Origin of the sequence: Streptomyces amritsarensis, from assembly GCF_001953875.1 — a bacterium.
In the GTDB taxonomy this organism is placed as follows: domain Bacteria; phylum Actinomycetota; class Actinomycetes; order Streptomycetales; family Streptomycetaceae; genus Streptomyces; species Streptomyces amritsarensis.
Genome location: NZ_MQUR01000006.1, coordinates 67,628 through 87,889, shown reverse-complemented (window position 1 = coordinate 87,889; position 20,262 = coordinate 67,628). Strand labels below are relative to the sequence as shown.

Here is a 20,262-nt window from a genome sequence, read left to right as displayed (position 1 = left end):
GGCAACAGCGCCCACTGAAACGGAATGGTCTGCACCTGTCAAGGTCTAGACCAAAGGAAAGCGCCGGTGTCCCACGTGACGCGGGACACCGGCGCGGAAGGAGCGATCAGCTGCCGGCGGAGAGGTTGCCGGAGAGGACCGGGATGTTGCTGGCGATGTGCGAGAGGGCCTCGTCACCCTTGGCCTGGGTGGAGTTCTCGGCGCACTGCTGGTTCTGCGGGTTGGACAGGACGTTGACGTCCTGGACGCCCACGTTGGCGATGACCGCCAGCAGGGACTGGGCGTTGACCTTGGCGGGCAGGCCGACGCAGAGCTTGTTGAGGGAGCCCTGGATCGGGGCGAGCTGCGGGCTCTGGTTGCCGCGGGTCTCCGCGTTGCCGTAGATCTGCGCCGAGTCGTTGCCGTTCACGGTGTTGACGCCGTTGTCGTTGCCGATCGCCATCGCGGGCGAGGCGGCGGCTGCGCCCGCGCCGAGCATGGCGGCGGTGGCGGCGGCGGTGGCCATGAACTTCTTGAGCATCTGGGGGATCCTTCGGTCGCACTGTCGCATGTGATGGCTGCCCACGGCGGGACGCGCTGATCAACTGCCGACGGTGCCCGGGGTTATGCCCCGTCACCCGAGTGGCCCAATGGTGCGCCGGGCCGGGCCGGATCGGCCCCGCCGCGGTGGCGGCGGGGCCCGGCCCCCGGGATCCCGCGGGTCAGCCGCTCTTGCGGCGGACCTTCTTGTTCTTGCCGCTGGCCGCGCTGCTGGAGCCCTGGACCTTGTTCCGGTTCTGGTGGGACTGCTGCGCGTGGGCCTTCGCGGCGTTGCGCTCAAGGGCTTCCCGGAACCGGCGCTTGGCCGCTTCGGCCGGGGACTCGTCCTGCGGGGTGCCTGCTTCGTCAGCCATTCGTCCTCCTGGAGTGATCAAGCGGCCCCAGTGTGTCAGTCGCCGTACGCGCTGACCAGCGAGTTCCTGGATACTCCAAGGGTAGCTTGGGGAGGTTATAAGCTTAGGTTATGGGGGCATAAACCGACACCGGGTGCTGAGTTAGGCATACCTTCGTTTAGGGTTCCCTTTGATCCGACTTGATCCACCTTGCCGTCGCTCGAAGGGAACCTCTGCCATGCCTCGCCCTCTGCGGGTAGCAATCGTCGGTGCCGGCCCGGCCGGCATCTATGCCGCCGACGCGCTGCTGAAGTCCGAGGCCGCCGTTGATCCCGGTGTGTCCATAGACCTCTTCGAGCGCATGCCCGCGCCCTTCGGCCTGATCCGCTACGGCGTCGCCCCGGACCACCCGCGCATCAAGGGCATCATCACGGCCCTGCACCAGGTCCTGGACAAGCCGCAGGTCCGCCTCTTCGGCAACGTCGACTACCCGAGCGACATCAGCCTCGACGAGCTGCACTCCTTCTACGACGCCGTGATCTTCTCCACCGGCGCCACGGCCGACCGCGCGCTCGACATCCCCGGCGTCGACCTCGACGGCTCCTACGGTGCCGCCGACTTCGTCTCGTGGTACGACGGCCACCCGGACGTGCCGCGCACCTGGCCGCTCGAGGCCGAGAAGGTCGCCGTGCTCGGCGTCGGCAACGTCGCCCTCGATGTCGCGCGCATCCTCGCCAAGACGGCCGACGAGCTGCTGCCCACCGAGATCCCGGCCAACGTCTACGACGGCCTCAAGGCCAACAAGGCCCTCGAGGTGCACGTCTTCGGCCGTCGCGGCCCGGCCCAGGCCAAGTTCAGCCCCATGGAGCTGCGCGAGCTGGACCACTCGCCCAACATCGAGGTCATCGTCAATCCCGAGGACATCGACTACGACGACGGCTCGATCGCCGAGCGGCGGGGGAACAAGCAGACCGACATGGTCGCCAAGACCCTGGAGAACTGGGCGATCCGCGACATCGGCGAGCGGCCGCACAAGCTGTTCCTGCACTTCTTCGAGTCTCCCTCGGAGATCCTCGGCGAGGACGGCAAGGTCGTCGGCCTGCGGACCGAGCGCACCGAGCTGGACGGCACCGGCAACGTCAAGGGCACCGGCCGGTTCACCGACTGGGACGTGCAGTCCGTGTACCGGGCGGTCGGCTACCTCTCCGACGAACTGCCCAAGCTGCCCTGGGACGTCAAGTCCGGCACGGTCCCGGACGCGGGCGGCCGCGTGATCGACGCCGGCGGCCCCATGCAGTCGACGTACGTGACCGGCTGGATCCGCCGCGGCCCGATCGGCCTGATCGGCCACACCAAGGGCGACGCGAACGAGACCGTCGCGAACCTGCTCGCCGACCACGCCGAGGGCCGCCTGGGCACGCCGGCCACGCCGGAGCCGGAAGCGGTCGAGACCTTCCTCGCCGAGCGCAGCGTGCGCTACACGACGTGGGAGGGCTGGTACCGGCTGGACGCGGCCGAGAAGGCCCTCGGTGAGCCCCAGGGCCGCGCGCGCGTGAAGATCGTGGAGCGCGAGGAGATGCTCGACGCGAGCGGCGCCTGAGCACCGGGGGCCGGGACCGGACGGGTCCCGGCCCCCGCGCGTGGGGCCGCCCCCGCGGCCGGAGGTGGCCGGGGGCGACGGGTCCGGATGCGGGCTCGCCCCGCGTCCGCCGTACGGGGGTGGCCGCTCCGGAGCGGAATGCCGCGCCGCCCGAGGGAGTTGGACACGAGCACGACACCGACCCCGCAGGCACTGGAGAGCTCATGAAGATCGGCATCATCGGCGCGGGCAACATCGGCGGCAACCTCACCCGCCGGCTCACCGCCCTCGGACACGAGGTCGCGGTGGCCAACTCGCGGGGGCCCGAGACCCTGGCCGCCCTCGCCCAGGAGACCGGCGCCACCCCCGTCACCGTGACCGAGGCGTCGCGCGGCGCCGAGATCGTCGTCGTCAGCATCCCGTTCAAGAACGTGCCCGACCTGCCCGCCGGCCTCTTCGACGGGGCGGCCCCGGGCTTCGCCGTCATCGACACCGGCAACTACTACCCGCGCCGCCGCGACGGCCGGATCGCCGGCGTGGAGGACGAGGGCCTCACCGAGAGCCGCTGGACCGAGCGGCAGCTCGGACACCCCGTGATCAAGGCCTTCAACGGCACGTACGCCCAGGACCTCCTCGACCGGCACCGCCCGGCCGGCGCCGCCGACCGGATCGCGCTGCCCGTGGCGGGCGACGACGAGGCGGCGAAGAAGGCCGTACGCGACCTCATCGAGGAACTCGGCTTCGACACGGTCGACGCGGGCGGCCTCGACGACTCCTGGCGGCAGCAGCCCGACACCCCCGTCTACGGACTCCGGGAGGGCGTCGAAGGAGTCACCCGGGCCCTCGCCGAGGCCTCCCCGGACCGCCCGGAGGCCTTCCGGGGCTGACCTGTCCGGGCAACGGGACGATCTCGTACCGGCTGCGGGAACGGCCGCCCGCGATGCCGCGTCCCAGCCGGCAGACGGCCGGACGGCCATCGGAAGAGGGCCGGCCCGACGGGCCGCATGGCGGGTCGACCCCTTCCGAGGGGCGGGGGCCGGGCCGGGGCCCGTGGTGGCTCAGGCGTCCGCGCCGCGCTCCAGCACGCCGCGTACGAAGGCGGCCTGGCCGGCGTGCTGGAGGTCGTCGGCGAGCACGCTGACCAGGCGCACCCCGAGGGTGACCGGCGGGTCCCAGCGCTCGTCGACCACCCGGTCCAGGTCGGCGGCCGCGAGCCCCCGGACGAAGGCCAGGGTCCGTTCGTGCACCGCGTCGAAGTAGCCCAGGAGCAGGTCGCCCGAGTCCACCCGGACCGTGCCGGCCTGGCGCGCGGAATGGCCGTAGCCGGTGGACGCGGCGGGCAGCGGCAGGTCGAACCGGTCGGCCCAGCCGTCGGCCTGCCACGCCTGCTCCAGGCCCGCCGCGGCAGCGATGTGGTCGTCCTGGATCCGGGTCAGGTGCCAGACCAGCCAGGTGATCGAGTTGGCGGCCGGGTCGACGCGGGCGTTCAGCAGTTCCGCCGGCACCCCGTCCACGGCCTCGTACACGACCTCCCGGATCCGACCGAACCCGTCAGCGATGACGTCCGTAGCCTTCATGCACCCACCATGCAAGGCCCGGCGGCCCGCCCGGCGCGAACGACACGCGGGGCCGGGCCGCCGGGCCTGCGGTCACGGGGTCAGCGTCGGCCTTCGCGGGCTCCGCGGGCTCGGCGGCCCGCGGCGGCACCGCCCGACACCCTCGACGCGACCGAGAGCGCGACGCTCCCCGCCCTGGGTGGCCCGCCTGCGGCCGTCGATGGCGAAGGGCTAGTCTCGACCCTCGTGGACACTCTTCAGAAGATCAACGGCGTCCCCGTCCTGATGTGCGGCACCGAGGGCGAGACCATCGCGGGTGAACGCGAGGCCCTGGACTGCATCGCCAACGCCTCCTACCAGGGCGCCGACTGGGCGGTCATCCCCGTCGAACGCTTCGACGAGGCGTTCTTCCGGCTGAGCACCAGGGTCGCGGGCGAGATCATCCAGAAGTTCGTCCAGTACCGGGTGGGCGTCGTCGTCCTCGGCGACATCTCCCGCCACACGGAGGCCGGCACGGCGCTGCGCGACTTCGTCCGCGAGTGCAACCGGGGCCGCCAGACGTGGTTCGTCGCCGACGCCGACGAGCTGCGCGACCGGCTGACCGGGGCCGGGGCGTGACGGGCGGCGGCGACGTCCGGATCCTGCGCGCGGCCGACCGCCCCGCCACGGTCTGGAAGAACGGCGGGGGAGTCACCCGGGAGATCGCCGCCTGGCCCGCGGACGCCGACATGGAGTCGTTCCGGTGGCGGGCGAGTCTGGCCGAGGTGGCCGCGGACGGCCCCTTCTCGGCCTTCCCCGGGATCGACCGCACCCTCACCCTCGCCGAGGGCGCGGGCATGGACCTCGTGGTGGGAGGCGTGCACCGGCTCGTGGCCGAACGCTTCGCGCCGCAGGACTTCGCGGGGGACGAGCCGACCGACTGCCGGCTCCTCTCCGGCCCCGTGGTGAACTTCAACGTGATGTACCGGCGCGGCGCGGCGACGGCCGAGACCGCCGTCGTACGGGGCAGGCTCACCCTCGCCGCCGAGCCCGGCGAGACCCTGCTGGTGGTCGCCCTGGACGGCCCGGCGACGCTCGAGGGCGCCTGGGGCGCCGGCCACGCCCTGGGCCCGTACGACGCGGCCCTCGCACGGGGGGCGTTCACCGGCCGCCTGCGGACCGACGGCCGCGCGGCCGTGGTCCGCCTGCGGTAGTCCGAGCCGGCCGCCCGCGCCTCGTGCCCCGGGCCGTTGCGACGCCCGGTCAGCAGACCGGCACTCCGGGCACCTGGTTCTCCGGCACGCTGAGGTAGATGTTGGTCATGTAGCCGCCGTACTGCGGCAGGTGCGCCCACCAGTCGCCCGCGTAGGGCGGTTGGCTGACCTGCTGACCGCGCTTCTGGCAGCCGACCAGGACCTCGACCCCGGCCGGCAGTGTGGTGACCGCACCGGAGGCGGTCGTGGCCTGGGTGCGGACCCGGACCCCGCTGCCCCAGGTGCCGATCCACGTACCGGCGGGGCGGGAGGCGCCGGGGACGTTCAGCGAACGGGTCAGCCGCCCGATGTCGGTGTAGGCCTTGCCGTAGGACGTTCCACCGGGGTGCAGGGTGAAGACCGCCACGATGGAACGGTCGCCCGCGCCCACCACGCCCGTGGTGTGCAGTGCGGGACGGGAGAGGTCCACGGCCCCGGCGGTGCCCAAGGACTCCCCGGCCTCCCCGGACCCCGCGGCCTCGGCGGCCTTCGTGGTCGGTGCCGTGCAGCCGCCCGAACTGAAGCCCGACCAGCCCTGCTTGACGGCCCAGGGCTGGTTGAAGGAGCCGGCGATGCCGAAATGCTGGTCGTAGCCGTCGGTGGCGCAGCGGGTGGACTGCCGCAGGCCGCCGAGGAGGTAGTCGCGGGTCGCGGCCGGGGCGGAGTCCAGCAGATGGCGGTAGATCTTCACGGTGTCGCGGGCGGAGAGGGCCGTGTAGCCCCAGTAGCCGGGGTGGGTGGACGGCGGCCGGGCGGTGTCCGTCAGGCCGAGCCGGGCGACCATCCGGTCGACGATCGCCCCCGAGCCGTTGTTCGACCAGAAGGTGCTGGCGGCCGCGTCGTCGCTGCCCCGCAGCATGGTGTCGATCCGGGCCCGGTCGGCGGCCGACAGGGCGTCGGGGCTGCGGTTCCAGAGCACGTCCAGGGCGATCAGCAGCTTCACCACCGACGCGGACCTGAACTGTGCGGCGGTGTTCAGCTGTTCGGTGAAGGTGCCGGTCCGGCGGTCGAAGACGGCGACGCCCGCCGTCACCCCGGCAGGCACGTCGGCTCGGACCGCCGCCGTGCGCGCCGACGGGGGCTCGGCGGCGGCGACGGAGACGGTGGTCGCGGTGGTGCACAGGAGCGCGGCGAGGGCGGCGGTCAGCCCGCCCGCCCGCACCGCGCTCCGCACGCTGCTCGAGATCATCATGGGGTCCTCGGGATCGGTGGAGAGGGATGTGGAGGTGGCGCGGCGCCGTAAGGGATACGAGAGCCCTGGAACGGGAGCCGGAGCGCCGGATGCCCCCGGGCCTGGCGCGGCCCCGGGGGCATCCGGTCGGTACGGGGCGTCGTTCAGCAGTTCGGCAGACCCGAGTCGGGCTCGTCGTTGCCGCCTCCGACGAGGAAGATCTCGCTCATGTACGCGGACTTGGCCATGCCCACCGCCGGGGTCTTGACCCACCAGGTGTGCCAGTAGTCGCCGTAGGTCGCGCGGCCGCCCCTGACCTGGCACTGCACCCTGAGGACGCCCCCGGCGGGCGACGTGGCGGAGACCGGGGCGTGCGGATCGGGGGCGGACCGCAGATTGACGTTCGAGCCCCAGATCCGGCAGAGGAACGTGCCCGGATAGTTCCGGTCGGGGGTGCAGGGCGCCGAGTCCGCGGCCCGCGCGGACGAGGTGAAGCCGGGGGAGAGGAGCAGCCCGGCGGCCAGGACCGCCGCCGCGGCGCCCTTCGTACCGGTGCGGGCGGCGGTCAGCACGTACCCACCCCCGGCAGCCAGGCGGCGGGGTGGTCGATGTAGATGTTGGAGACGTAGCCGCCGAGCGCCGGGATGTAGGACCAGGCGTCGTTGGTGTGGCCCTCGGCGGTGACCGAGTCCCCGCGCTTCTGGCACTGCACGTACACCGGCGTCGGCCCCGTCAGCGTGCGCACGACCGCCGCGTTGAGGCGGGCGTCGGCGCGCACCCGGACCGAGGTGCCCCAGGTGGTGAAGTTCGTACCGGGCGTTCCGCTGCCCGGGGTGCACGGCAGGCTCACACCGCGCTGGGCCAGATAGGCGACGGGGTCCATGCCTCGGGTGCTGGCCGTGGAGGCGTGCGCCTCGAAGTGCAGGTGCGGCCCTGTGGACTGGCCCTCGGACCCCATGCGCGCGATCAGCTGACCGCTGCTCACCCGCTGGTTCACGGAGACGAGACGCTCGTACATGTGGCCGTACTCGGTGACGGTGCCGTCGTCGTGCTTGATGCGGATCCACTGGCCGTAGCCGCTGGCGGTGCCGGAGACGATGACGGTGCCGGGTCCGGTGGAGTGGATCGGCGTACCGCGGTTGTTGGCGATGTCGACGCCGTCGTGGCCGGAGTGCCACCCCTGGGTCACCGTGCCGGCCGTCGGGCAGGAACCGGCGTAGCCGGCGGCCTTGGCGGGCGGGGCGGCGGACGCCTGGCCGGCCGCGAGCGGGACCAGCCCGGCCGCGGCGACCGTGGCGACGAGCATGCCGATGGACGTGGTGCGCTTGAGTGCGCGCATGGCGGAGTCTCCTCTGTGGGTGATATAGGGCGATAAGGCGGATGGGGGAGGTGGGGGGTCAGCAGGTGGGCACGCCGGGCAGCCAGGCCGCCGGGTCGTCGATGTAGATGTTCGAGATCCAGGCCTTGTACTGGGGCAGGTACGACCAGGCGTCGTTGGAGTAGCCCTCGGCGGTGACCATCTCCCCGCGTACCTGGCACAGCACGTCCACGGCCGTGGGGCCGGGCAACCGGCCCACGGGAGGCCGCCGGGTGCCGGGCTCGGGACGCAGGCTCACATCGGTGCCCCAGGTCATGAACCGCTTGGTGTCCGCGGGCGGCTGCCCCGTGCCGGCGATCCGCAGGGCGCCCGCGTACTGGGAGTTCAGCCGTACGTCGCTGACCATCACGAGCGTCCCCGACTCCCGTGCCTCGACCATCCTGCCGTTGCCGAGATACACGGCGATGTGGTGCACGCTGCCGAGGTTGGCCGGGTCCGACCCCCACAGCAGCAGATCGCCCGGCTGCAACGGGGCGGTGCCCTGCGCGCGGGTGAACCGGGCGGTGGCCCCGCTCCACCGGGCCTGGTTCCACGTCCCCTCGGGCAGGGCGATGCCCGCCCCCTGCCAGGCCGCGTACTGCACCAGGTGCGAGCAGTCGAAGCCCTTCACCTGGCTGTCGTGGGCGCCGGGGCCGCCGCCGGGATAGTCCTGGCCGTATGTCGGCCCGTGGAGGGAACCACCGCCCCATGAGTACGGCACCCCGATCTGTGAGCACGCGGCGTTGACGATCGCCTGCGCCTGGGCGGGCGCGTCCGCCAGGGGCCGGCAGGCGGCCGCGGCCGCCGCCGCCGAGGACAGCGGCGACGAGGCGGCCACCGCCGTACCGGTACAGGCCAGCGCGGTGGCGAGCAGCAGTCCTCCCGCCGTCGCGAGTGTGCGGTTGGCGCGGTGCATGGTTCCCCCTCGGGTGGTCGGTGCGATGTGCACAGGTGCTGTGCTGTGCTGTGCTGTGCTGTGCAGTGCAGTGCGGGTCGGCGGCTGCCGGCGCCTATGGGGCGAGCGCCGCGCGGATCTTGGCGTGGCCGCGCATCCGGTTGCGCTGCACCGTGCCGCGGTGTGCGCCGAGCCGTTCCCCCGCCATGTCGTGGGTCAGGCCCTCGATGTCGACCAGGATCACGGCCGCCGCCTCCTTGGGGGACAGGCCGCGCAGCAGCGCGGCCGTCACCGCCTCGGCCTCCCTGCCGGCGAAGCCGCCGTCCCAGCCGCGTTCCGGCAGCCGGTCGGTGCAGCGCTCCCGGCGCGAGGGGTGCCGCCACAGATCGCGCAGCAGGTTGAGCGCCGCCGCGCAGGTGTAGGCGTAGGGCTGCTGCTGACGCGTCAGGGTGTGGGCGCGTGCCCGGCGGGAGAGCTTCAGGTACGTCTCCTGCAGCAGGTCGTCGGCGTCGTGCGGATTGCCGGTCAGGGCCACCAGCCGGCGCCGCAGTCTCGGCATCACGGCGGTGAACGCCTCGTCGAACTCGGCGGTGGTCATGCGGTCGTCGGCTGCCGTCGTGCTCGCGGCGTGCTCCGTCGTGGTCTCGGAGGTCTCGGGCGACGTGGTCGGCGTCGCGATGCGGGTGATCTCCACGGTGTTCCCCCGGGGTCCGGCTGTCTCAGTCTGTGGTCGGGCTCAGGGAGGCGGGCCCGTACTTGGCCGTCGGAGCGTCGGTCAGGAGCGCCCAGTACCGGTCCCCGTACGACCAGTGCCACCACTCCGTCGGGTAGTTGACGAACCCGGCGGCCGTCATGGCGCGGCCCATCGCCGCCCGGTGGGCACGGGCGCCGGCGTCGACGTGGGGCGCGGCGGTGCGGCAGCCGCCCCCGCTCTCCTCGGGAGTGGCGTTGACCTCCGTACCGAGAGGCAGTTCGGCGCCGTCGTCGGTGCACAGCGTCAGGTCCACCGCACCGCCGCTGACGTGCGGGGCGACCTCCGGGGGCGAGATGTACGCGCTGGCCAGCTCGCGGATCCGGTCCGGTCCGGCGTCCGGATGCGCCGCGCGCAGCGTCGCCGCGTACTCGTCGAAGTAGCGGCGCTGCAGGGCGGGCGGCCGGAAGCCCTCCACCATCAGCAGGCGGATGCCCCGCGGCAGCGCCTCCTGTGCGAGCAGGAGCCGGCGCAGCACGTCGGCCCGCAGATGCGCGTACGAGCCGTCGTGGTCGGTCTTGCGCGGGTCGACCCGCAGTGCGGCGACCTCCCGGGCGTCGACCAGCGGTTCACCGTTGTCGGTGACACGCGTGGCCGCGACCCGGGGGTCCGAGAGGAGGATGATGTCCGTCACGCTCACAGCGTCGAGGCGGGCGTTGCAGGATCGATGCAGATCCTCTGCAAGACCCTTGCAACGCCGGGAACGGGCCACCCGCATCGTCGGACCTGATGGGTTTCGGTCACCCGTGCGCCACATCGGCCGTCCGTGAAACCGGAGTCCGGTGGCGGACGTAAAGCACAGTGGGGGCCGACACGTTGTCCCCGGATGCGGAACGTGAAATCGGGGGACGCGGTGGACGTTTGCCTTCTGGGTCCGGTCGAGGTGTGGAGCGGGGGGCACCGGATCGCGCTGAAGGGCGCCAAACCCACCGCGATCCTCGCGGCGCTCGTCGTGCATCTCGGTGAGGTGCTGTCCGTCGAGCGGCTGGTCGATCTGGTCTGGGAGGAGGAGCCGCCCGCCACCGCGCGGGGGGTCGTCGCGTCACACGTCTCCGGACTGCGCCGGGCCCTGGCCGGTACGGAGGGCGCGGAGGCCATCCGCACCCGCACCCCGGGCTATGTCGCCGAGTTCCCGCCCTCCGCCGTGGACGCCCGGTGCTTCGAGAAGGCGTGCGCGGCCGGCCGGAAGGCGGCCGTCGGCGGGCGCGCCGAGGAAGCCGTCGAGATCCTGCAAGGGGCGTCGCGCCTGTGGCGCGGCCGGGACGCACTGGAGGGGCTCGGGCAGTCCTTCGCCCGGGTGGAGGCCATGCGCCTGAGGGAACTCCGGCTGGAGGCACAGGAGTTCCGCTTCGCAGCCGAACTGGACCTGGACCGTCGCACGGATCTCGTATCCGAACTCGTCGCCCATGTCGCCGCCCATCCCCTCCGGGAGCGCCCGCGCGGCCAGCTGATGACCGCACTGTTCCGCACCGGCCGGATGCCCGACGCGCTGCGCTGCTACGAGGAGGGCCGCCGGCTGCTCCGTACGGAACTGGGTACGGATCCCGGCCCGGAACTGCGCGCGCTGCACCAGGCCCTGCTCCGGGCGGACACGACGGTGCTGGGAGCGCCGGCTGCCCGAAGGGCGCCCGCCGGGAAGGGAACCGCGCCCGCGCCGGCGGCGGCTCCCACGCGCGCGGGCCAGGACGCACCGGCAGCCCGCCGTGCCGAGCGGTCCCACGCAGGCGCCGCACAGCCGGCGCCCACCCAACTCCCGCCCGACGCAGCCGACTTCGTGGGCCGCAGCGAACAGACGGCCTGGGCGACCGCCCTGCTGGAGGAGGTACGCGACCCGAGGCGCACCGCGCCGCCCATCGGGGTGATCTCCGGCCGGTCGGGCACCGGCAAGACCGCCCTGGCCGTCCACGTGGGCCACCGCACCGCAGCGCTCTTCCCCGACGGACAACTCTTCTTGGACCTGCGCGCCTCGGACTCCGAGCCGGTACGGACCGCGGACGCCCTGGCCAGACTGCTGCGCGCCCTCGGGGTGGAGACGGAGACCCCGGCACGCGACGAGGGGGACCTCCTCGGGCTGTACCGCACGCACATCGCGCACCGCCGGGTCCTGCTCGTCCTCGACAACGCTGTCAGCGAGGCCCTGCTGCGCCCGCTGGTCCCGCCGGGCGGCGGCTCGGCCGTGCTGGTCACCGCCCGCCGCCGGCTCGTCGCGCTGGAGGGCGCCGCCCACCTCGATCTGGGGGTGCCGTCCGAAACGGAGGCGCTGGACCTGCTGGCCCGCGTTGCCGGTCCGACCCGGCCCGTGCTGGATCCCGACCGGGCCGCCGAGATCGTCGCACTGTGCGGCCGGCTGCCGCTCGCCGTCCGCATCGCCGGTGCCCGCCTCGCCGCCCGCCCCCACTGGACACCGGCGCGCCTCGTGGCGCGCCTGAGGGACGAGCGCCGCCGGCTGGACGAACTGCAGGCCGGTGACCTGGAAGTGCGCGCGAGCCTCCACATGGGCTACGCGGACCTGGACGAGCAGGAGCGGCGCGCCCTGCGCCGCCTGGCCCTGATGGATCTGCCCGACTTCGCCGCATGGGTCGCCGGACCGCTCCTGGACGTGGGGGAGGACGATGCCGAGGACGCGGTCGAACAACTCGTGGACTGCCACTTCGTGGAGGTCGTGGGCACCGACGAGACGGGCAGGACGCGCTACCGGATCCATGACCTGGCGCGCGAGTACGCCCGGGAGCGCTGCGTGGCCGACGAGACGCGGCAGGAACGGGAGACGGCGGTTCGCAGACTGGTCGACCGCTGGCTGGACATGGCCCGCATCGCGGCGGCCCACGGCCCGGGCGGCGCGTCACGGCTCCTCCCCGTCGCCGCCGCGGGCGGGCCGTGGAGGGGCACGGACGGGTCGCACGGGGGCGCGGACGGATCGGACGGCGGCGCGGACGGATCGGCGGCGGTCTCGGGCGGGCCGCCCCGGGCACCGGTCGAGCCGGTCCCGCCGACGCAGGCGCCGGCCCACCTGACGGACGAGCCGGCCGCGTGGTTCGCCGCCGAGCAGCCGTGTCTGCTGGCCGCCGTCATCCACTGCGCGGACCACGGCATGTTCGACGCCGCCCGCGAACTCGCCGCCACCCTCATGGCCGCCTCCGTGGCCCTGTACAACCAGTTCGACGCATGGTCCCGCTCCCACGACGCGGCCCTGGCGGCGGTGCGGCGGGGCGGGGACGTCGAGGGTGAGGCCTGGCTGCTGAACGGTCTGGGGCAACTCCGCCTGGAGCAGGACCGCTTCGACGAGGCGTACGCGTACTTCGCCCTGGCGCTTCCGCTGTTCGAGGAGCGGTCCGTACGCACCGGCTGCGCGGGCGCGCGGGCCGGCATGGGCGCCGCCCGCCGCGAGCAGGGCCGTTTCGACGAGGCGCTGCCCCTGCTGACCTCGGCGCTCGAACAGTACCGGGAGCCGGAGGACATCTCGTCCATGGCCCATGTGCTGTACGGGATCGGGTTCGTCCACCGGGAACAGGGCCGCGACGACGAGGCGTGGGAGGCACTCTCCCGCGCCCACGGCCTGTACGTCACCGCCCGGGACCGGCACGGCGAGGCACTCGCGCTGCGCTCACTGGGCCTGTGCCACCGGGCGCGGGGTGATCTGGCGGGTGCGGAGGCCCTGCTGCGGCAGTCCCTCGGCATCTTCGAGGAGACGGACGACGCCTACGGCATCATGTACGCGAGTGTGTCGCTGGCCAAGGTCGAGTTCCGGCAGGGCCGGTCGACCGAACCCTGGCAGCGGCTCCGGCGGTGTCTGGACATCACCCGCCAGCGTCAGGACATGTTCGGCGAGGCCCTCGTCCTGCGCACCATCGGCGAATGGCATCTCGCCGCGTCCGACTGGGAGACGGCGACCGAGACCCTGCGCCAGGCCCTCGGGCTGTGGGACAAGCTGCAACTGCCGCTGTGGCGTGCCCGCACCCTGCGGGACCTGGCCCGCGCCGCGCGGGCCCTGGGCCGGACCGGAACGGCACGCGAGTGCGAACAGGAGGCGCAGGAGGTCTTCCGCCGGCTCGGGACCCGCGAAGCGCTGGAAGGCCCGGAACCGGGGACGCCCCCGGGGCGCTGAGGCAGCCGCCTGCGACGGGGCCTTCGGCCCGGCACCCACAGGACACGCACCAACAACACCAACCTGACCAAGCCCTACTAGGCGGGGTCAGCGGGCGCCGAGCTTGATCCATTTCGCGGTGCTGGGGACGCCCTTCGCGTCGAGCAGGAAGAGCATGTAGTAGCCGGGCGGGGCGTCGGCCGCGCCCGGCGGGGTCCGCAGCCCGATCCGGTCGCCCTGGACCCCGGTCAGTCGCAGGTCGAGGTGGCGCTGGCTGGTGTTCACCGAGTGCGTGACCGTCGTCGGGGCCAGCAGGACCGCGCGTTTCACGTCCTTCGCCGTCGAGCTGGTCACCTCGAAGCCGCTGTCGTGGCGGAGGTCTCCCGCCGGGACCCGGTCGAGGGCCGGGCGGGCGCCCCGGTGCAGGTAGGCGGGCTCGTAGAGCTCGATGCTCCCGTCCATCCCGTCGTCGATGTCGGGATCGTTGGCGATCTGCTGGAGTTCGTCGCCGGTGACCATCATCCGGCCGTCCGGCAGGACCAGGGCGTTGGAGTGGTAGCCGCGGGGCAGCCGCTGGGCCGGTCCCAGCTTCCACCTGCCACGTGCGTCGCGCACCTCGATCTGCCGGTACTTCAGATCGGCCGTCGGGTTGAACGGGCCGTGGCCGTAGTCCCGGGTGTCCAGGGCCCCGTTCACGGTGAGCAGTGTGCCGTCCGGGAGGATCAGGGTGCCGTCCTGGGTGCGGCCGAAGGCCCTGGGCTCCTCGGTCGTCCAGCGTCCGCCGGACAGCCGGTAGGTGTGCGGGTCGCGGGGGTCGCCGCCGAGCACCAGGACGGAGTCCGGGCCCCGGAAGCCGGCCGGCAGCGGCACGGCCGATCCGTAGCCCCGGAAGTCGGCGGGCCGCCGCGGCAGCTCGGCGCGTACGTCCTTGGCCGGGTCGAAGATCCACTGCTGGTCGGCGTCGCGGCCCAGGCCGTAGACCATCCCGTCGCGCAGCGAGAAGAGGTGCGGGTAGTCGTTGCGGAAGGGGGCCTGCGAGCGGAGCCGCTCGGCGGGGACGCCGGCCGGGATGTCGTACGGCCGCCAGGGCACGCGGTGCCCCAGCGCGGGGAAGCGCTCCACCACCGGGGTGGGGGTGCCCGTACCGCGCTCGGACTGGCCCGACATGATGATCTGCCGGCCGTCCGCCCCGGTCACGACCGAGGGGTACCAGCGGCCGACGGCCATGTCGCGGTTGCGGAACCACTTCTCGGTCCACGGGTCGAAGACGAAGGACAGCTTGGCGCCGCTGCCGCCCTTGCCCCCGACGTTGCCGCCGAAGACCCCGACCATCCCGTTGGGCAGGTAGGAGTGTCCGGCGCAGAAGAACGGCGCCGGGCGGGGGGAATAGGTGCCGTCGGGCATCAGCACCACCGGCGGCGGCACGTTGCGGAAGGCCCGGGCCCCGGTCCCCTCGGCGGGGTCCCAGAGCCAGGCGCGGCCCGCGTTGGCGCGGCCGACGGTGTTCGTCGGCCCGGTCTCCTTCGTGGGGTCGGCCTCCACGCGTTCGAAGGAGAACAGCAGCACTTTGCCCGTGGGCAGCAGGGCCACGTGCACGCCGAAGTCGGGGGAGGGGAAGAACTGCGTGAAGCGGCCGAACCGGGCCGCGTCGAAACGGGCGTTGGTCCTGCGCTGGGACTCCTCCAGCGAGGCCAGGCTCGCGGTCCGCCTGGCCTGCGGATACCGCTGGGTGCCCTGGGCGGCCCGGCGCAGCCTCGCGTGGGCGCGGGCATGGTCCTCGCCGAGGACGGCGGCCTCGTCGCCGGTGTGGTGGACCGCGGCCCGGGCCGGTGCGGGCGGCCCGGCCGTGGGGACGGCCAGGGCGGCGGCGAGGGCCAGCACCGACAGGACGGCGGACCGTGGTGTGCGGGACATGGGACTCCTCACCGCAGGAGGGCGCGGGGCCGAGGACGGCTCCGGAGCCCGCTGATGGCCTGAAAGATCCCGGCGATATTAGGACAAAGCGTATGCCCGGATGGCTGCGACCCGGCGCGATCGGCGCTCCCCGAAGGCTTCTTGGGGCCGTTCGGCGGGTCGACAGGGAGCGGTTTATCGTTTCTGCGGTGAATCGTTTCGGCCGTCAAGGTGAGACCGCGTACCCGCCGACCGGCCCCGCCCGTCGCGGACCGCTATCCATGTCGGTGTGATCAAGTCGCTCCGTACCGGATTCACCGCAGCAGCCGTGACCGCCACGCTCGTCACGCTCAGCCCCTCCGCGGGGGCCACCGCCTCGGCCCCCCTCGACCAGGTGACCGTGGACGTCGCCACGGTCAACGGATCGGGCTGCCGTCCCGGCAGCGCCGCCGTCGCCGTGTCACCCGACAACTCGGCCTTCACCGTCACCTACAGCGAGTACGTGGCCCAGGCCGGCGGCGGCGCCCCCGCCGTCGAGGGCCGCAAGAACTGCCTCCTGTCCCTCGTCGTGCACGTCCCCCAGGGCTACACCTACGCCATCGCCAAGGTCGACTACCGGGGCTTCGGCAGCCTCCAGCCGGGTGCGATCGGCACGCAGAAGGCCAGCTACTACTTCCAGGGCATGAGCCAGACCGCCTACCGCACCCACCGGTTCGACGGCGCGCTCGACGACAACTGGCAGGCCACCGACACCACCGGAATCGAGGCCCTGGTCTGGTCGCCCTGCGGCGAGCAGCGCAACTTCAACATCAACACCGAACTGCGGGCGGAAGTGGGCACCTCCGACCCGTCGAAGACCAGCTTCATGGCCCTCGACTCGACGGACGGCAGCATCAACAGCGTGTACCACTTCTCCTGGAAGCAGTGCGCCCGGCGCTGACCCGGCAGGACCCGGGGCCCGTCGTCGTACGGGCCCCGCGTCAGCCCGACGCGCGCTGCACCAGAGCCGTCTGCGTTATCACCGGGCCCGGGACACTCCGGCCGCCCCCGCGGCCGTCGCCCAGCCGCTCCATCAGCAGCCGCGCCATCATCCGGCCCATGCCCTCGATGTCCTGACGCACGGTCGTCAGCGGCGGGTCGGCGCTCTCCGCCACCGGCTCGGCGTCGTCGAAGCCCACCACCGCGACCTCCGCGGGAACCGCCCGGCCCCGCTCCCGCAGCACGCGCAGCGCACCCGTCGCCATCAGGTCGTTGCCGGCGAACACCGCGTCGATCGAGGGGGCCCGGTCCAGCAGTTCGGCCATCGCGCGGGCCCCGCCCGCCGCGGTGAAGTCCCCCGACGCGACCAGTTCGCACCCCGCGTCCGGGAGCACGTCCCGGTAGCCGCTCAGCCGGTCGGCCGCCGAGGTCTGGTCGAGCGGGCCGCAGATGTGCGCGATCCGCCGCCGTCCCTGCGCCAGCAGGTGCCGGACGGCATCCCGGGCGCCCCCGCGGTTGTCGGCGTCGACGTAGGTCACCCTGTCGTCCTCACCGGGCCCGGCGGTCCAGCCGGGGCGGCCGCCGTAGACCATGGGCATGCCGATGCGGTCGGCGATGGCGGGCAGCGGATCGTCGGTGTGCAGGGAGAAGGCGAGCGCCCCGTCGACATGGCCGCCGGCCAGGTAGCGCTCGATGCGGTCGTAGTCGCAGAGGTCCTCCACCAGCAGCAGCACGAGCTGGGTGTCGTGCGCGGTCAGCTCCTTGCTGATGCCGCGTATCTGACGGGAGAAGAAGGGATCCGAGAAGATCCGCGCCTCGGGCTCCGGGATGATCACGGCGACGGCGCCGGTGCGCCGGGTGACCAGCGTGCGCGCCGCGTGGTTCGGGATGTAGCCCAGCTCCTGGATCGCCGTCTGCACCCGGTCCGCGAGATGCGGGCGGACCCCGTCGCCGCCGTTGACCACACGGGAGACCGTGGCCCTCGACACGCCCGCGAGCGCCGCGACGGCCTCCAGGGTGGGACGGCTGCCGGAACGCGGTTCGGGCACGTGATTTCCTCCATGATCAACAGGCGGTGGCCTCGCCGAACAGAAGGGTAACGGGTGATCAACGCAGGGTGTGAGGTCAGGAGGGGAGCGGAGTGTGTTCGGGCGGTACCGCCTCCCCGGCGCCGACCGGCGCGGGCGGGGTGCCGTCGCCGAACGGACGGCCGCCGAGCGACTCCCGGCCGTGGGGAGCGAGCCAGCCGGACAGGTCCGGGCCGGCCGGTACGATCCCGGTCGGGTTGATGTCGTCGTGGACCAGGTAGTAGTGCCGCTTGATGTGTTCAAAGTCGACGGTGTCGCCGAACCCGGGGGTCTGGAACAGGTCCCGCGCGTAGGCCCACAGGACCGGCGTCTCGGACAACTTCCGCCGGTTGCACTTGAAGTGGCCGTGGTAGACGGCGTCGAAGCGCACCAGGGTGGTGAACAGCCGGACGTCCGCCTCGGTGAGGGTGTCGCCCACCAGGTACCGGGACTCCCGGAGGCGTTCGGCGAGCAGGTCCAGGCGGGCGAACAACTGCTCGTACGCGGACGCGTAGGCCTCCTGGGAGCCGGCGAAACCGGCCCGGTAGACACCGTTGTTCACCTCCTCGTAGACCACCGCGTTCACGGCGTCGATCTCCGGGCGGAGCTCCCGCGGGTAGAGGTCCGGGGCTCCCTCGCGGTGGTACGCCGACCACTCCAGGGACAGGTCGAGCGTGATCTGCGCGAAGTCGTTGGTGACCACCCGGCCGGTCGGCACGTCGACGACGGCCGGCACCGTGATGCCCCGGTCGTAGCCGGGGTCGCGGGCGAGGTAGGCCTCCTGGAGCCGTTCGATGCCGAGCACGGGGTCGCGGCCGCCCGGGTCCAGGTCGAACGTCCAGCTGCGGTCGTCGTGGGTCGGGCCCGCGACGGCCATCGGCAGCGCCTCCTCCAGCCCGAGGAGCCGCCGTACGATGACGGCCCGGCTCGCCCACGGGCAGGCGCGGGCCACCACCAGCCGGTAGCGGCCGGGCTCCACCGGGAAGCCGTCGCGTCCGTCGGCCGTGATCCGCGTGGTGAGGTACCGGCTGTCCCGCGCGTACTCGCTGCCGGGGTTCACGTACCGCATGCGCGCCCCTACATGTGGGACTGGCCGTAGTAGTGCCCGAACCGGTCCATGAAGTTCGGCTCCCCCGCGTACTTGGCCTCGTCGTAGTCCGGTGCGTTCTTGATCTGCTCCTTGGTCAGGTTGAGGTAGACCTTCTGCTCGGCCGTGTCGATGCGCTCGACGACGCCGGCGGGCAGCAGGACGTGCTTGCCGAAGATCCAGACCCCGGTGTCGACGACGAGGTGGGAGGCCTGGAAGTCGGCGGAATGCCTGTCGACCTTCCCGATGGGGCCGTCGGTCGCCTCGACCTTGTAGCCGACGAGGTCGGTGCCGCTGTCGTGGCCGGCGTCCTCGTGGTATCCCCAGATGTCCTTCTCGCTCACCGCTCTCGCCTCTCTGTCGCCCGTACGTGTGCCAGTGGCCGCGCCCGCCCCGGAAGCCGGCAGGGGGCGCACCCAGGCGCCTCCCCACATATGACCGGCTCACGCCCAGGATGCCGGAGCGATCACGCTCCCGCGCGCGTCCGCCCGCCACCGCGCGGGGCGCCGGGACCCGCGCATGCGGCGTGGCAGCACGGGTAGGCGCCCCACACCCCCAGCGCCCTCCCGGAGAGGAGCCGACACCATGACGCGGCACGCACCGGCGGAGAAGGACGACACCGAACGCACGGCCGGGCGGCGCGGCGAGGGCATCCACGTCGTGGTCGTGGGGGCCACGGGGAACGTCGGGACCAGCGTCGTGCTCGCCCTCGCCGAAGACCCCTCGGTCCGCTCCGTCCTCGGCCTGGCCCGCAGGCTTCCCCGCTGGACACCGCCGAAGACCCGCTGGCAGGCCGTGGACGTGGAACCGGGCGGGGTGGACCTGGCCCCGCTCTTCACCGGCGCCGACGCCGTCGTCCACCTCGCATGGAAGTTCCAGCCCACCCACCACCCCGCGGAGACCTGGCGCACCAACGTCCTGGGCAGCATCCGCGTCTTCGACGCCGTGGCAGCCGCCGGCGTACCCGCCCTCGTGCACGCGTCGTCGGTCGGCGCGTACTCACCGGGACCGAAGGACCGCGCCGTCGACGAGTCCTGGCCCACCCACGGCTGGCCGCAGGCCGCCTACACCCGGGAGAAGGCCTACCTCGAACGGGTCCTCGACACCTACGAACGCGCCCACCCCGACATCCGGGTCGTGCGGATGCGGCCGGGCTTCCTGTTCAAACGGCAGTCCGCCTCCGAACAGCGCCGCATCTTCGCGGGCCGGCTGCTCCCGAGCCGGTTCCTGCGCCCCGAGCTCCTGCCCGCCGTCCCCGACCTCGCCGGGCTGCGGTTCCAGGCCCTGCACACCGACGACGCGGCCGCCGCCTATCGGGCCGCGGTCGTCCGGCCCGTCCGCGGGCCCTTCAACCTGGCGGCCGACCCGCCCCTGGACGCGGAGGCTCTCGCCCGGATCCTCGACGCCCGGAGCCTGCCGGTGCCGACGGCGCCCGTACGGGCCGCCCTGGCAGCGGCGTGGCGGCTGCACCTGGTGCCGGCCTCCCCGGACCTGTTCGACGCCGTGCTGCGGCTGCCGCTGATGGATTCCTCGCGGGCGCGCGCCGAACTGTCCTTCGAGCCCCGGCACACCTCGGTGGAGGCCGTCGAGGACTTCCTGGAGGGCCTCCGTTCGGGAGCGGGCATGGACACCGCCCCCCTCGCCCCGGACGCCAAGCCCGCCCGGCGCTTCGCGAAGTCCCGTGGGCAGAGCGTCTGAAGCCGGGTTGCTTCGGCTTCGCCCGGTCCGCCGGTGCCGGTG

General features: G+C 73.2%; 20 protein-coding genes. 7 read left to right on the top strand and 13 right to left on the bottom strand.

The genetic code is table 11. The features are described from left to right. Positions 1–106: 106 nt before the first annotated feature. The gene (locus AVW11_RS04580; RefSeq protein ID WP_076043321.1) at positions 107–520 is read right to left on the bottom strand and encodes a rodlin; all 414 of its coding nucleotides are present in this window, start codon (positions 518–520) and stop codon (positions 107–109) included. A gap of 181 nt (positions 521–701) precedes the next feature. Beyond that, positions 702–893, bottom strand: coding sequence for a DUF5302 domain-containing protein (locus AVW11_RS04575; protein WP_030848425.1), 192 nt, complete (start codon positions 891–893; stop codon positions 702–704). Between the two features lie 217 nt (positions 894–1,110). Here AVW11_RS04575 and AVW11_RS04570 point away from each other — a divergent pair, with 217 nt between their 5' ends. Both AVW11_RS04570 and AVW11_RS04565 read left to right on the top strand, forming a co-directional pair. Continuing rightward, positions 1,111–2,472 carry an FAD-dependent oxidoreductase gene (locus tag AVW11_RS04570; protein ID WP_076043320.1) on the top strand — a complete coding sequence of 454 codons (1,362 nt, stop codon included), beginning with the start codon at positions 1,111–1,113 and terminating at the stop codon, positions 2,470–2,472. A gap of 203 nt (positions 2,473–2,675) precedes the next feature. After that, entirely contained in the window at positions 2,676–3,338 is a 663-nt protein-coding gene (locus AVW11_RS04565; RefSeq protein ID WP_076043319.1) for an NADPH-dependent F420 reductase, read from the top strand. 171 nt (positions 3,339–3,509) lie between these two features. Here the strand turns inward: AVW11_RS04565 and AVW11_RS04560 are convergent, their stop codons facing one another. Continuing rightward, positions 3,510–4,028: a mycothiol transferase gene (locus AVW11_RS04560; RefSeq protein ID WP_030848416.1), complete on the bottom strand. Its 519-nt coding sequence runs from the start codon at positions 4,026–4,028 to the stop codon at positions 3,510–3,512. Between the two features lie 225 nt (positions 4,029–4,253). Between AVW11_RS04560 and AVW11_RS38220 the strand changes: the two genes are divergently transcribed. Both AVW11_RS38220 and AVW11_RS04550 read left to right on the top strand, forming a co-directional pair. Beyond that, the gene (locus AVW11_RS38220; RefSeq protein WP_076043318.1) at positions 4,254–4,625 is read left to right on the top strand and encodes a DUF4180 domain-containing protein; all 372 of its coding nucleotides are present in this window, start codon (positions 4,254–4,256) and stop codon (positions 4,623–4,625) included. Then, positions 4,622–5,200 carry a HutD/Ves family protein gene (locus AVW11_RS04550; protein WP_076043317.1) on the top strand — a complete coding sequence of 193 codons (579 nt, stop codon included), beginning with the start codon at positions 4,622–4,624 and terminating at the stop codon, positions 5,198–5,200. The genes AVW11_RS38220 and AVW11_RS04550 overlap by 4 nt, the downstream gene beginning before the upstream one ends. Before the next feature lie 49 nt (positions 5,201–5,249). Here AVW11_RS04550 and AVW11_RS04545 read toward each other — a convergent pair whose 3' ends face one another. From AVW11_RS04545 to AVW11_RS04520, 6 genes are all read right to left on the bottom strand, one after another. Next, a complete protein-coding gene (locus AVW11_RS04545; protein ID WP_107423234.1) occupies positions 5,250–6,431 on the bottom strand; it encodes a hypothetical protein in 1,182 nt (393 codons plus the stop codon). A 143-nt stretch (positions 6,432–6,574) separates the two neighbouring features. Then, positions 6,575–6,982, bottom strand: a complete 408-nt coding sequence (locus tag AVW11_RS04540) for an SH3 domain-containing protein (protein WP_076043316.1) — start codon at positions 6,980–6,982, stop codon at positions 6,575–6,577. Further along, on the bottom strand, positions 6,976–7,749 hold the full coding sequence (locus AVW11_RS35630; RefSeq protein ID WP_060179688.1) for a M23 family metallopeptidase: 774 nt from the start codon (positions 7,747–7,749) through the stop codon (positions 6,976–6,978). Before AVW11_RS35630 ends, AVW11_RS04540 begins: the two co-directional genes overlap by 7 nt. A gap of 58 nt (positions 7,750–7,807) precedes the next feature. After that, the gene (locus AVW11_RS04530) at positions 7,808–8,683 is read right to left on the bottom strand and encodes an NlpC/P60 family protein (RefSeq protein WP_076043314.1); all 876 of its coding nucleotides are present in this window, start codon (positions 8,681–8,683) and stop codon (positions 7,808–7,810) included. A gap of 94 nt (positions 8,684–8,777) precedes the next feature. Next, complete coding sequence (locus tag AVW11_RS04525; RefSeq protein ID WP_076043358.1) at positions 8,778–9,260, bottom strand: RNA polymerase sigma factor; 483 nt, start codon at positions 9,258–9,260, stop codon at positions 8,778–8,780. Positions 9,261–9,381: 121 nt separating this feature from the next. Continuing rightward, on the bottom strand, positions 9,382–10,047 hold the full coding sequence (locus tag AVW11_RS04520) for a M15 family metallopeptidase (RefSeq protein ID WP_076043357.1): 666 nt from the start codon (positions 10,045–10,047) through the stop codon (positions 9,382–9,384). 192 nt (positions 10,048–10,239) lie between these two features. On the opposite strand from AVW11_RS04520, the gene AVW11_RS04515 reads away from it, so the two are divergent. Further along, on the top strand, positions 10,240–13,518 hold the full coding sequence (locus tag AVW11_RS04515; protein ID WP_076043313.1) for an AfsR/SARP family transcriptional regulator: 3,279 nt from the start codon (positions 10,240–10,242) through the stop codon (positions 13,516–13,518). Between the two features lie 87 nt (positions 13,519–13,605). On the opposite strand, the gene AVW11_RS04510 is transcribed toward AVW11_RS04515, so the two are convergent. Then, on the bottom strand, positions 13,606–15,411 hold the full coding sequence (locus tag AVW11_RS04510; protein WP_076043312.1) for a galactose oxidase early set domain-containing protein: 1,806 nt from the start codon (positions 15,409–15,411) through the stop codon (positions 13,606–13,608). A gap of 268 nt (positions 15,412–15,679) precedes the next feature. Here AVW11_RS04510 and AVW11_RS04505 point away from each other — a divergent pair, with 268 nt between their 5' ends. Further along, the gene (locus AVW11_RS04505; RefSeq protein ID WP_076043311.1) at positions 15,680–16,330 is read left to right on the top strand and encodes a DUF4360 domain-containing protein; all 651 of its coding nucleotides are present in this window, start codon (positions 15,680–15,682) and stop codon (positions 16,328–16,330) included. A 40-nt stretch (positions 16,331–16,370) separates the two neighbouring features. On the opposite strand, the gene AVW11_RS04500 is transcribed toward AVW11_RS04505, so the two are convergent. From AVW11_RS04500 to AVW11_RS04490, 3 genes are all read right to left on the bottom strand, one after another. Beyond that, positions 16,371–17,417: a LacI family DNA-binding transcriptional regulator gene (locus tag AVW11_RS04500; RefSeq protein WP_076043310.1), complete on the bottom strand. Its 1,047-nt coding sequence runs from the start codon at positions 17,415–17,417 to the stop codon at positions 16,371–16,373. Between the two features lie 76 nt (positions 17,418–17,493). Next, positions 17,494–18,504 (bottom strand): glutathione S-transferase family protein, encoded by a 1,011-nt coding sequence (locus AVW11_RS04495; RefSeq protein WP_173675199.1) that lies wholly within the window; start codon positions 18,502–18,504, stop codon positions 17,494–17,496. A gap of 8 nt (positions 18,505–18,512) precedes the next feature. Beyond that, a complete protein-coding gene (locus AVW11_RS04490; protein ID WP_030848382.1) occupies positions 18,513–18,866 on the bottom strand; it encodes a PRC-barrel domain-containing protein in 354 nt (117 codons plus the stop codon). Between the two features lie 241 nt (positions 18,867–19,107). On the opposite strand from AVW11_RS04490, the gene AVW11_RS04485 reads away from it, so the two are divergent. Further along, a complete protein-coding gene (locus AVW11_RS04485) occupies positions 19,108–20,220 on the top strand; it encodes an NAD-dependent epimerase/dehydratase family protein (RefSeq protein WP_078093539.1) in 1,113 nt (370 codons plus the stop codon). Positions 20,221–20,262: the final 42 nt, after the last annotated feature.